The organism is Stenotrophomonas sp. YJH_SMC_43 (assembly GCF_059372535.1).
The window spans coordinates 159,929-172,603 of sequence record NZ_JCAFVQ010000003.1 but is presented as its reverse complement, the minus strand read 5'-3'; the positions used below and the strand labels follow the sequence as shown (position 1 = coordinate 172,603).

Below are 12,675 nucleotides of genomic sequence, written 5' to 3'. Positions count from 1 at the left end.
GTCCCATCGCTGGATGAACAAGGCAACGCCGGCATCACGCCGGCGTTTGCTTTTGCGGGTATCGTTTCCGCCCCCACGCGCCCGGCCGGTGCGTGGGAACCACATGGAAGGCCAAGGAGAAACAACATGCGTTTGGCAGCAATCACACTGGCCGTCGCCACGGTCCTGGTCGCCGGCGGTTGCAACCGTCTCGGCGGCGGTGGTGACGCAGGCAAGGCCGCGTCGCTCGATTTCGACAAGCCGGTGTCCGGCGAGATCACCTCGCGCAGCGGCATCAACTACAACGACGGCAGCCATCACCAGCTCTACCAGATCAAGCTGGAAGACAAGCAGCTGGTTGGGCTGAAGCTGACCGGCTCGCTGAGCGGCTCGATCGCCGTGTTCAACAACGGCAGCCTGGTGGCCAGCAGCAACACCGGCTACGAGCGCGAGGGCGACGTCTCGCTGGCCTTCCGTGCCAACGGTGGCGGCACCTACCAGGTAGCGGTCAACGCCAACGGCTCGACCGATTACGGTCCGTACCGCCTGCGCGCCGAGAAGCTGGTGCCGTACGACGGCAAGCCGCTGGCGGGCAGCGGCGAGATCGTCGACATGCTGGCCGGTGGTTCCCAGGACTACACCCTGCAGGTGGACAAGGCCGGCCTGTACGAGATCCGCCTGGTGTCGGATGTCTTCGATCCGGTGCTGAAGCTGTCGGGCCAGGGCGTGGACGCCGAAAATGACGATGGCGGGGACAGCACCAACTCGCGCCTGACCCTGTCACTGAAGCCGGGCAAGTACACCCTGACTGCACGCGGTCTGGGCGACGGCGTCAGCGGCATGTTCACCCTGTCGGCCAACCGCATCGAACTGCCCGGCAATCTGGTGGAACGCGATGGCACAGCGCTGCCGAAGTCGGGCAGCGTGTACACGATGCTCGACAACGACGGCCGCCGCCGCTTCCTGCTGACCCTGGATCGCCCGGCCGACGTGCGCCTGGATGCGGTTTCCAGCCAGGTCGATACCGTGCTTCGCGTGGTCGGCGGCGACGTCGAGCTGACCGATGATGACGGTGGCAGCGGTACCAATTCGCGCCTGGAAGAGACCCTGCCGGCCGGTCACTACACCGTGGACGTGTCCAGCCTGAACAACGGTGCGGGCATGGTGGAAGTGCGCGTGCAGGTCGAGGGTGCCAGCGCCGACGGTGCTGCGGCCTCGGCGGCACGTGCCGCGGCCGATGCTGCCGCTGCTGTGGCCGATGACGCCGCTGCTGCGGTGGAAGCTGCCAGCCGTTGAGCGTGATCCACGCCGCGCGTGGATGACGACAACGATGCAACGGAAAAGGCCGGGCAATGCCCGGCCTTTTCTTTTACCAGCAGCGCTGCGGTTCAGTGCGCAGCGGCGAAGCCTGCATCGCCCAGCGGCGGCAGCACCGACCCGCGCGGTTCGTTGTCCGTGCTTTGTCCCGCAGCGCTCAATGCCTGCTGGTAGGCCTTTGCCGTGGCAGTGTTGAACGCCACCAGCACGATGCGCATCGGCTGTGCATGGCTGCGCTGCCACGCCAGTGTTTCCGTCACTGCGATCTGCGCGGCCTGGTACAGCGGATAGCCATACACACCGCAGCTGATCGCCGGGAACGCGATCGACTGCACGCCCAGCGACTCGGCCAGCTGCAGCGATTTCCAGTAGCAGTTGGCCAGCAATGCCGGTTCGTCGCGCTGGCCGTCGTGCCAGACCGGGCCCACCGTGTGCAGTACATGCTGCGCCGGCAATGCATAAGCGTCGGTGGCGCGCACTTCGCCGGTCGGGCAACGCACGCCCGGGCGCAGCTCCGGCAGTTGCTCGCACTCGGCCAGCAGCGCAGGGCCCGCGGCACGATGGATCGCACCGTCGACACCGCCGCCACCGAGCAGTGTTTCATTGGCCGCGTTGACGATCGCATCCACCGCCAGGGTCGTGATGTCGCCCTGCCAAACTTCGATCTTCATGCGTCCGTCTCCTGCCTGTGAGGTGTTCCGCGCAGCATCTGCGCCGGCTGTTCCCACGGTAGGGGACAGGGCATCGATACTGCGTCATGACCGTCTCACGCGCTGCGATCCGACGGCCTTCACGCACGATGGCGGGCGACGCCTTCACGCAGGCTGAAGCAGGGCGCACGCCGGGCACGGCCCGGCGCTACCTGCAGTCGGACGTCGGTAGCGCCGGGCCATGCCCGGCGGATCGCATTACGGCAGGCCGGCCAGCCAGTCGTCGTCGGAACCCTCATTCACATCGGCGAACAGCGGCGTGGAGAAATAGCGTTCACCGGTGTCGGGCAGCATCGCCAGGATCACCGCGCCCGGTTCAGCACGGGCCGCCACGTCCAGCGCGCTGGCCACGGTAGCGCCGGCGGAGATGCCGACGAAGATGCCTTCTTCTGCAGCCAGTCGGCGTGCGGTGGCGATCGCGCGGTCATCGTCCACCGTTACCAGTTCATCCACCACATCGCGGTTGAGCACGTCCGGCACGAAATCCGGCGTCCAGCCCTGGATCTTGTGTGGCTTCCAGTCATCGCCCTTCAACAGTGCGGCGCCGGCCGGTTCGGTGGCGATGATGCGGGTCTGCGGGCGCGCGACCTTCAGCACTTCACCGACGCCGGTAAGCGTGCCGCCGGTGCCCCAGCCGCTGACGAAGTAGTCCAGCCGCTTGCCGGCGAAGTCGCGCAGGATCTCGGCGGCGGTGGTGTTGCGGTGGTACGCCGGGTTGGCCGGATTGGCGAACTGGCTGGCCAGGAACCAACCGTGCTGTTCGGCCAATTCAGCGGCCTTGCGCACCATGCCGCTGCCACGTTCGGCGGCCGGGGTCAGGATCACCTTGGCGCCATAGGCGCGCATCAGCTTGCGGCGCTCCACCGAGAAGGTTTCGACCATGGTCGCCACGAACTTGTAGCCGCGCGCGGCGGCGACCATCGCCAGTGCCACGCCGGTGTTGCCTGACGTGGCTTCGACGATGGTGTCGCCCGGCTTGAGGACGCCACGCGCTTCGGCGTCGAGGATGATCGCCAGCGCCAGGCGGTCCTTTACCGAGCCGCCCGGGTTGAACGACTCGACCTTGGCGTAGACGCTGACCTGCGGGGGCGCCAGGCGCTGCAGCCTGACGATGGGGGTGTTGCCGACGGTATCGAGGATGGAGTCGTACAGGGCCATGGAAGCGCTCCGGAAACGGGGCCGCGCCGGGCTTCGGCGGGCGAAGGGGGAGGGCTGGCTGTTCAGGCCAGCGGCTGCCGGCTGACCGTAGCGCCGGCATATGACGCCCGGAAATGACCAGATACCTTTCTTAAACAACCTTTGGTTATAAGCTGGTGACGGCAAATGACCCTAGAGTGGACTTCCGCCCCACGCCGCCTGCCTCCCATGACGCTGACCCAGCTGCGCTACCTGGTTGCCATCGCCGACGCCGAGCTGAACATCACGCTCGCCGCCTCGCGCGTGCATGCCACCCAGCCTGGCCTGTCCAAGCAGCTCAAGCAGCTGGAAGACGAGCTCGGCTTCCTGTTGTTCGTGCGCAAGGGCCGCAGCCTGGAGTCGGTCACCCCGGCCGGCACCGAGGTCATCGCCCGCGCCCGCGCGGTGCTGGCCGAGGCCAACAACATCCGCACCTACGCGGCCAACCAGCGCCGCGAGAGCCAGGGCCAGCTGATCCTGACCACCACCCACACCCAGGCGCGCTTCGTGCTGCCGCCGGCGGTGGCAGCGATCAAGCAGGCCTACCCGCAGGTCAGCGTGCACCTGCAGCAGGCCGGCGAAGCCGACGCGCTGGACCGCTTGAACCAGGGTGACGCGGATATCGCCATCATCAGCACCGCCGGCGGTGAGCCCACCGATGGCATCGCGGTGCCGCTGTTCCGCTGGCGGCGTCTGGTGGTGGTGCCGAAGGGCCACCCGCTGGACCGCGCCGGCCGCGCCCCGGACCTGGCCGCGCTGGCCCGCCAGCCATTGATCAGCTACGAATCCTCGACCCGTCCGAACTCGTCGCTGCAACGCGCCTTCGCCGCCAATGGGCTGGTGCCCGACCTGGCACTGACCGCGCTCGATGCGGACCTGATCAAGACCTACGTGCGTACGGGTCTTGGCGTAGGCCTGCTGGCTGAGATGGCGGTCAGTTCCAACGATGAAGACCTGCGCTCGTGGCCGGCGCCGGACCCCATCAGCGAGTGCATTGCCTGGGCGGTGCTGCCGCGTGACCGCGTGCTGCGTGATTACGCGCTGGAGCTGGTGCATGTGCTGGCACCGCAGATTGATCCGCGCGATCTGCGGCGGGTGCTGGATGGCAACCAGGCGGCGGCGTGGCCGGTGCCACCGACGTGGGAGTCATTGACCCAGACCATCACGGTGTGAGGTGGGTCGAGCAGGGCTGCGCCCTGCACCTGCTGCAAACCGGAGCAACGTCAACGTCAAAAGCGGGCTATCCGCAGGGGGGCGGGGCGGTGTCGGAGTGCGGGGACGCCGCAAGTACGTCCATGTAGGCTTGGCAGCCGCATCCATGCGGCTGACACCCCGCACTCCGACACCGCCCCACCTCTGACAGATTCCGATGGCTGTTGGTAGGTGTCGACCTTGGTCGACACGGTAGATCCACGCCATGCGTGGATGCTTTTCGATTCCAATTCGAAATATTCGATTCCGATGGAGATTCATCCACGCATAGCGTGGATCTACGACAGATCGCAGAAATCTGTCGAAGGCGGGATGGGTCCGGTTGCGGGAGTGTCCGGGGCATGGATGCCGCGGCCAAGCCCCCATGGATGGGTTTACGGCGTCTCCCGCAACCGGACCCGCCCCGCCATCCCACGGATTGCCCGCTTTTGACGTTGACGTTGACGTTGATTCGGCGGGTGCAGGGCGCAGCCCTGCCGATGAACCCCCTCCTGCGACGGTTCGTCGCACGGGCAACCCTGGACCCGCCTCTACACTAGCGCGGTGACCCGCCTGTCCCGCCCGCAGCGCCTTCTGCTCCAGCTCGCCGTCCTGGCGACGCTGCTGATGGTGCTTGCGCCGCTGGTCAGCCGCGCGCTGCAGGCGCCGCAGATGGGCCACGCCGCAATGGCGGGCATGGACCACGCCGCCATGGGCCAAGGCATGCACGACATGACCATGGCCGGGCACGACCCGCATGGCGCTTCGCAGGCAGCACCCAACCGCCCAGCCGACCCCCACGCCATGCATGGCGAAGTCTGCGAATACTGCGTGCTGGCCATGCGCCTGCTGCCGTGGCTGGCGGTGCTGGTGCTGCAGTTGGCGCTGCTGTGGCGGCCGCGCCTGGTGTTCCCGTGGTCGCAACAGGTGCTGCCGGCACTGCGCTGGCCGGCGCATGCCGCACGTGGACCACCACGCTCCTCCATCGTCCGCTGATGTCCCTATCGAATCTGCCGCACGACGCCTGACCGGCGCCGTGCGCGCGTGCGTACTTTGGAGCTGTTCCGATGAAAATGACTTCCCGCCCCGCGGGCGCCTGCGCGCGCCTGCCGGTTGCCCTTGGCCTGGCCGTGGCCGCGTCACTGGCCCACGCTGCGCCTGCCGAGCAGGCACGCACCCTCGACACGATGGTGGTCACCGCCGCCGCACCGTCCTCGCCGCTGCACTGGGTGACCGATCCGCGCCTGCCGCGGCAGCCTGTGCCGGCCAGCGACGGTGCCGATTACCTGAAGACCGTCCCCGGTTTCTCCGCCATCCGCAACGGCGGCACCAACGGTGACCCGGTGCTGCGCGGCATGTTCGGTTCGCGGCTGAACATCCTCAGCAATGACGGCAACCTGATCGGTGCCTGCCCGTCGCGCATGGACAATCCGCTGTCCTACATCGCGCCGGAGAGCTTCGACCGGCTGACCATCATCAAGGGGCCGCAGAGCGTGCGCTGGGGTGCGGGTGCCTCGGCCGGCACCGTGCGCTTCGAGCGCGATACGCCGCGCTTCGAGGAACCGGGGCTGCGTGCCGATGCCAGTGCGCTGGTCGGTTCGCGCAACCGCAATGACCAGGTGCTGGACCTGACCCTGGGCAATCCGACCGGCTACGTGCGCGCCAGCGGCAACCGTTCCGAGGCCGATGACTACAAGGACGGCCACGGTGATGTGGTGCCATCGAAGTGGCGCAAGTGGAATGGCGACGTGGCCATCGGCTGGACGCCGGATGCCGACACGCTGCTGGAAATCTCCGCCGGTGCCGGCGATGCCATTGCGCGCTACGCCGGGCGCGGCATGGACGGTGCTGCGTTCGAACGCACCAGTTATGCCGCGCGCTTCGAGAAGCGCAACCTGCCCGGTGCGTGGGATACGTTGCAGGCCAACGTGTACTACAACGAAGCCGACCATGTGATGGACAACTACACGCTGCGCACGCCGAACCCGCACAGCATGATGCCGATGCCGATGGCCTCGAACGTGGACCGCCGTACCCAGGGCGGCCGGGTCAGTTCCGAGTGGCGTTGGCAGGACGTGCAGCTGGTGGCCGGTGTGGATGGCGAAGACAGCCGCCATCGTGGCCGCATGGGCATGGGCCGCGACACCTACCGCCAGGCCGCCTGGGAGACCGATGCCAACTTCCGCCGCTACGGCGTGTTCACCGAGTTGACCCTGGGCGCCGGCACCGACCAGCGCTGGATCAGTGGCCTGCGCATCGACCGTGCCAGCGCCCGCGATGAGCGGCAATCGATCCGCGGCATGATGGGCAACCGGCCCAATCCAAGCGCAGGGCAGACGCGCAAGGAATGGCTCGGCAGCGGTTTTCTGCGTTACGAGCAGGACCTGGCCGATGGCCTGACCTGGTACGCCGGCCTCGGTCACAGTGAGCGCATGCCCGACTACTGGGAGCTGTTCTCGCCCAACCATGGCCCGGCCGGTGCAGTGAACGCGTTCACCGGCGTGCAGCCCGAGCGCACCACCCAGCTCGACGTCGGCCTGCAGTACAAGGGGCCGCGCGTGCAGGCGTGGGTTTCGGCGTACGCCGGGCAGATCCAGGACTACATCCTGTTCACCTACCACGGCAGCGGCATGATGGGCATGAGCCAGGCCCGCAACGTCGATGCGCGCATCGCCGGTGCCGAAGCCGGGCTGGAAGTGAGCCTGGCCGAGCAGTGGAAGCTGGGTGGCACGCTGGCTTATGCCTGGGGCGAGAACCGCGACCAGCAGCGTCCGTTGCCGCAGATGCCACCGCTGGAAGCACGCCTGAGCGCGAACTGGGAAGGCGAGCGCTGGAGTGCCGGTGCGCTGCTGCGCGCGGTGACCCACCAGCATCGCGTCGCCGATGGCCAGGGCAATGTGGTCGCGCAGGACCTGGGGCCGAGTGCCGGCTTCGCCACCTTCGGGCTCAACGCAGCCTACCGCTTCAGTTCGCAGCTGCAGCTCAGTGCGGGCGTCGACAACCTGTTCGACCGCGCCTACAGCGAGCACCTGAACCTGGCCGGCAGCGCCGACTTCGGTTTCCCGGCCGACCCGGTGCGCATCAACGAGCCGGGCCGCAGCCTGTGGATGAAGGTGAACTACCGGTACTGATCCGCCGGGTGAAAAAAACCGGGGCCGGATCCCCGCCAGGATCCGTCCCCGCCCGACGCCCTCTGCCGGGCAGCTTCGACTCTACGATGGCAACGCCTGCGGTGCACGGCTGGATACACCTCGACACATGCCGACACCGCTGCTGCCAGCCTTGCACGGAACGGGTTCACGGCGCTATCGCGACGCCGGTTCCACGCCGGTAAACGCTTGGCACATATCGCTTCTGTGGGCGCTTGCCTACACTCGGCGGCCGTGGATCACTCAGGACCGTTCATGTTGGCTCGCATCGCTTCGACCCTGGCCCTTGGCCTCTGCCTGGCCGTGCTGGCCGGGTGCGCGGGCAAACAGGAGGCCGCCGCCCGTCGGCAGGGAGAAGCGGTGCCGGTCACCGCGCAGGTCGTGCAGTCCACGCAGTGGAACGACACGCTGCAGGCACTGGGTACGGCCAAGGCGCGCGAATCCATCAGCGTCACCGCCAAGGTCAGCGAGATCGTCGAGAAGGTGCACTTCGAAAGCGGCCAGCATGTTGCTGCCGGTGCGCCGATCGTAACCCTGCGCGGGCAGGCCCAGGAGGCCGCGCTGGTGCAGGCGCAGGCCACCTTCCATGAGGCCGACCAGCTGTACAAGCGCCAGCGCGAGCTGGCCGCGCAGCGGCTGGTGTCCAGCGCCACGCTGGATACGCAGAAGTCGATCCGCGATGCCGCCGAGGCGCGTGTGGCGCAGATGCAGTCGGACATCGGTGACCGTCGCGTGCGTGCGCCGTTCGCCGGTGTGCTCGGCATCCGCCAGGTCAGCCCGGGCACGCTGCTGACGCCGACCACGGTGATCGCCACGCTCGATGACATCGAGCACATGCATATCGATTTCCAGGTGCCGGAAGTGGAGCTGGCCGCGCTGGGCGTCGGTGACAAGGTCAGTGCCACCAGCGTGGCGTGGCCGGGCCGTACTTTCGAGGGCGTGGTCAGCACCATCGACGCACGCATCGATCCGGCCACCCGCGCGGTGACCGTGCGCGCCGACTTCGCCAACGGTGACCATGCCCTGCGCCCGGGCATGCTGCTGGATGTGCGCCTGTTCCACCCCGAGCGCCCGGCGCTGGTGATTCCGGAAATCGCCGTGGTGCAGGTCGGTCGCGATACCTTCGTGTACCGCATCACCGCCGACGACAGCGTCGAGCGCGTGGACGTGATCACCGGCGCACGCCGTGCCGGCGTGGTCGAGATCAAGCAGGGCCTGGAAGCGGGCCAGCGCATCGTGGTCGATGGCACCGGCAAGCTGCGCCCGGGCCTGAAGGTCGCGGCCAAGGATGCGGCACCGGCCAGCGGTGCGAAGCCGGCTGACGCGCCGGCGCCGGTCGCGGCCGAGGGCCACGGCGGATGAAGCTGTCCGACATCTCCATCCAGCGGCCGGTGTTCGCCGTGGTGATAAGCCTGCTGTTGCTGGTGCTGGGCGTGATGTCCTTCACCCGCCTGACCCTGCGCGAACTGCCCGCCATCGATCCGCCGATCGTGTCGGTGTCGGTGGACTACACCGGCGCCTCGGCGGCGGTCATCGAAAGCCGCATCACCCAGGTTCTGGAAGATGCACTGGCTGGCATCGAAGGCATCGATACGATCAATGCGCGCAGCACCAACGGCCGCTCGCAGGTCAGCATCGAGTTCACTTCCAACCGCGATATCGAAGCGGCGGCCAATGACGTGCGCGATGCGGTCAGCCGTGTCGCCGATCGCATGCCGGAAGAAGCGCGGCCACCGGAAATCGCCAAGGTCGAAAGCGATGCCGACCCGATCATCTGGTTCAACATGGTCTCCTCGACCATGGACACGCTGGAGCTGAGCGATTACGCCGACCGCTACGTGGTCGATCGCTTCTCCAGCCTCGACGGCGTGGCCCAGGTCCGCATCGGCGGCCGCCAGCGCTACGCGATGCGCATCTGGCTGGACCGTGACCAGCTGGCCGCGCGCGGGCTGACCACCGGCGACGTGGAAACCGCGCTGCGCAACGAGAACGTGGAACTGCCGGCCGGCCGCATCGAGTCGACCGACCGCGATTTCACCCTGCGCGTGGAGCGCAACTACATCAAGCCGGAAGACTTCGCGACCATCCCGCTGGGCAAGGGCCGCGACGGCTATGTGGTGCGCATGGGCGACGTGGCGAAGATCGAACTGGCCTCGGCCGAGCGCCGCGCCTACTACCGCAGTAACGGCGAGCCGGGCATCGGCCTGGGTATCGTCAAGACCTCCACCGCCAACTCGCTGGACGTGGCGCGCACCGCGCGCGCTGAAGCCGAGCGGGTGGCGCTGTCGCTGCCCAAGGGCACGCAGATCTTTGTTGCGTTCGACAACACCACCTTCATCGAAGCCGCCGTGGACCGCGTCTACGCCACGCTGGTGGAGGCGATGATCCTGGTGCTGGCGGTGATCTGGCTGTTCCTCGGCAGCTTCCGTGCCGCACTGATTCCGGCGGTGACCGTGCCGGTCTGCCTGGTGGCTGCGTTCATCGCACTGTATGCGTTCGACTTCTCGATCAACCTGCTGACCCTGTTGGCACTGGTGCTGTGCATCGGCCTGGTGGTGGACGATGCGATCGTGGTGGTGGAAAACGTGCAGCGCCGCATCGACCTGGGCGAGCCCCCACTGGTGGCCTCCAAACGCGGTACCACGCAGGTTGCCTTCGCGGTGATCGCCACCACCGCCGTGCTGGTGGCGGTGTTCCTGCCGGTCGGTTTCCTGGAAGGCAATACCGGGCGCCTGTTCCGCGAACTGGCGGTGGCGCTGGCGGCGGCGGTGGCGCTGTCCGCATTCGTAGCGCTGACGCTGACGCCGATGATGGCGTCCAAGCTGCTCAAGCCGCACACCGGGCAGGCACCACGTGGCCTGCATGGCTTCATCAACCGCAATCTGGAGCGCCTGGCCTCGGGCTATGGCCGCGTGCTCGACCACCATGTCGACCGCACCTGGATCTACCTGCTGGTGATGGTGGCCGCACTGGCTGCCAGCTGGGGCCTGCTCAAGCTGCTGCCGTCGGAGCTGGCGCCAGCCGAAGACCGCGGTTCGTTCCAGATCATGATCGACGGCCCGGAGGGCGCCGGCTACGACTACACCGTGCAGCAGGTGCAGCAGGTGGAAGCGATGCTGGCACCGCATGTCGGCCCGGACAAACCCATCGTGCGTGCCAACCCGCGCGTGCCGGGCGGCTGGGGCGCCAGCGAGGAAATGCACACCGGCCGCGTCAGCATCTTCCTGCAGCCGTGGCGCCAGCGTAGCGAGGGCACGCCGGATGTGGCCAATGAGCTGCAGAAGGAACTGGACACCATCCGCGGCGTGCGCGTGCGTACCCAGGTCGGTGGTGGCCTGGTGCGCAGCGGCGGGCAGCCGTTCCAGATCGTGCTGGGCGGGCCGGAGTACGCCGAGATCGCGCAGTGGCGCGACCGCATCCTGCTGCGCATGGCCGACAATCCCGGCCTGGTCGGTCCGGACTCGGACTACAAGGAAACGCGGCCGCAGATGCGGGTCAACATCGACCGCCAGCGCGCGGCCGACCTCGGCGTGCCGGTCACCGCGATCGGATCGGCGCTGGAAACCATGATGGGTTCGCGCCGCGTCACCACCTTCGTCGACAACGGCGAGGAGTACGACGTGCTCGTGCAGGCCGGTCGCGATGGACGCGCCAGCCCGGCCGACCTGGCCGCGATCCGCGTGCGTGCCACCTCCGGTGAGCTGGTGCCGCTGTCCAACCTGGTCACGCTGAGCGAAGTGGCCGAGGCCGGCACCCTGAACCGCTTCAACCGCCTGCGCTCGATCACCATCACCGCCGGCCTGGCGCCGGGCTATCCGCTGGGCGAGGCCATTGCCTGGGCGCAGAACGTGGCCCGCGAAGAGCTGCCGCAGTACGCGCAGGTGAACTGGAAGGGCGAATCGCGCGAGTACCAGAGCGCCGGTGGCGCGGTGCTGCTGACCTTCGCGATGGCCCTGCTGGTGGTGTACCTGGTGCTGGCCGCGCAGTTCGAAAGCTTCATCCACCCGCTCACCATCATGCTGACCGTGCCGCTGGGTGTGCTCGGTGCGCTGGTCGGCCTGTGGGTGAGTGGCGGCACGGTGAACCTGTTCAGCCAGATCGGCATCGTCATGCTGGTCGGCCTGGCCGCGAAGAACGGCATCCTCATCGTCGAATTCGCCAACCAGCTGCGCGACGACGGAAGAACCGTGCGCGAGGCGATCATCGAATCGGCGATGGTGCGCCTGCGCCCGATCCTGATGACCTCGATCGCCACCGTGGTCGGCGCGATCCCGCTGGTGGTGGCCGGTGGCCCCGGTTCGGCCAGCCGTGGCACGATCGGCATCGTGATCATCTTCGGCGTGACCCTTTCGACCTTCCTGTCGCTGTTCGTGGTGCCGGCGTTCTACGCGCGGCTGGCCCCGTACACCCGTTCGCCGGAAGCGGTGAAACGCGAGCTGGAGAAGCAGGAAGCGGAATCGCCCTCGGTGGGTGGCCATGCCTGATCCGACCACGTTGCTGCGGGGCGATGGCTTCCAGCTGCGCCCCTGGCGCGCGGATGATCTGGAATCGCTGCTGCGCCATGCCAACGACGCCGAGGTGTCGCGGGGCCTGCGTGATCGCTTCCCGTACCCGTACACGCGCGAGGATGGCGAGGCCTTCCTCGCCGGCCGCGTACTGGCCCCCGGCACCCTGAACCTGGCCATCGAGATCGACGGCCAGGCCTGCGGCAGTGTCGGCGCCCAGCAGGGCGTGGCCGAGCGCGGTCATATGGCTGAACTTGGCTACTGGCTGGGCCAGGCCTACTGGGGCCAGGGCCTGATGACCCGCGTGGTCGGCCTGTTCGCGCCGTGGGTGATGGACGAACTGCGCCTGTTCAGGCTGCAGGCCGGGGTGGTCGACTTCAACCTCGGCTCGGCACGGGTGCTGGAAAAGAACGGCTTCCAGGAAGAGGGCGTGGATCGCTGCGCGATCTACAAGCGGGGTGAGCTGCACGACCTGCGCCGCTTCGCCCGGGTGCGCACGCAGCTGCCCTGAACACGCGGGCTGGCCGCTGTAGAGCCGATCCCATGCTCGGCTTGGGCCCCTGACGGCGGCCGAGGATGGGCTTGGCCCTGCAAAACAGCGCTACCGCAGCGGCCTTCGATCAGGGAGAATCGACCGGTCCCCTCCAG

The 12,675-nt window shown here is 67.9% G+C and carries 9 protein-coding genes; 7 read left to right on the top strand and 2 right to left on the bottom strand.

Going from position 1 to position 12,675, the window contains the following annotated elements; translation table 11 throughout:
• The first annotated feature begins 126 nt into the window (after nt 1–126).
• A complete protein-coding gene (locus AC5QAH_RS13010; protein WP_019338731.1) occupies nt 127–1,275 on the top strand; it encodes a hypothetical protein in 1,149 nt (382 codons plus the stop codon).
• A 92-nt stretch (nt 1,276–1,367) separates the two neighbouring features.
• Here the strand turns inward: AC5QAH_RS13010 and AC5QAH_RS13005 are convergent, their stop codons facing one another.
• Both AC5QAH_RS13005 and cysK read right to left on the bottom strand, forming a co-directional pair.
• The gene (locus AC5QAH_RS13005; RefSeq protein ID WP_010481443.1) at nt 1,368–1,967 is read right to left on the bottom strand and encodes an O-acetyl-ADP-ribose deacetylase; all 600 of its coding nucleotides are present in this window, start codon (nt 1,965–1,967) and stop codon (nt 1,368–1,370) included.
• A 237-nt stretch (nt 1,968–2,204) separates the two neighbouring features.
• Nucleotides 2,205–3,164 carry a cysteine synthase A gene (gene cysK, locus AC5QAH_RS13000; protein ID WP_010481445.1) on the bottom strand — a complete coding sequence of 320 codons (960 nt, stop codon included), beginning with the start codon at nt 3,162–3,164 and terminating at the stop codon, nt 2,205–2,207.
• A 207-nt stretch (nt 3,165–3,371) separates the two neighbouring features.
• Here cysK and AC5QAH_RS12995 point away from each other — a divergent pair, with 207 nt between their 5' ends.
• The 6 genes from AC5QAH_RS12995 (at nt 3,372) to AC5QAH_RS12970 (ending at nt 12,538) form a co-directional block, all read left to right on the top strand.
• On the top strand, nt 3,372–4,355 hold the full coding sequence (locus AC5QAH_RS12995) for a LysR family transcriptional regulator (protein WP_010481448.1): 984 nt from the start codon (nt 3,372–3,374) through the stop codon (nt 4,353–4,355).
• 582 nt (nt 4,356–4,937) lie between these two features.
• Nucleotides 4,938–5,369: a DUF2946 domain-containing protein gene (locus AC5QAH_RS12990; protein ID WP_495232387.1), complete on the top strand. Its 432-nt coding sequence runs from the start codon at nt 4,938–4,940 to the stop codon at nt 5,367–5,369.
• Nucleotides 5,370–5,440: 71 nt separating this feature from the next.
• Entirely contained in the window at nt 5,441–7,504 is a 2,064-nt protein-coding gene (locus tag AC5QAH_RS12985; protein WP_495232386.1) for a TonB-dependent copper receptor, read from the top strand.
• A gap of 273 nt (nt 7,505–7,777) precedes the next feature.
• Nucleotides 7,778–8,884, top strand: coding sequence for an efflux RND transporter periplasmic adaptor subunit (locus AC5QAH_RS12980; protein ID WP_010481451.1), 1,107 nt, complete (start codon nt 7,778–7,780; stop codon nt 8,882–8,884).
• A complete protein-coding gene (locus tag AC5QAH_RS12975; RefSeq protein ID WP_349744328.1) occupies nt 8,881–12,006 on the top strand; it encodes an efflux RND transporter permease subunit in 3,126 nt (1,041 codons plus the stop codon). Before AC5QAH_RS12980 ends, AC5QAH_RS12975 begins: the two co-directional genes overlap by 4 nt.
• Nucleotides 11,999–12,538, top strand: a complete 540-nt coding sequence (locus tag AC5QAH_RS12970) for a GNAT family N-acetyltransferase (protein WP_029379754.1) — start codon at nt 11,999–12,001, stop codon at nt 12,536–12,538. Before AC5QAH_RS12975 ends, AC5QAH_RS12970 begins: the two co-directional genes overlap by 8 nt.
• Nucleotides 12,539–12,675 lie beyond the last annotated feature (137 nt).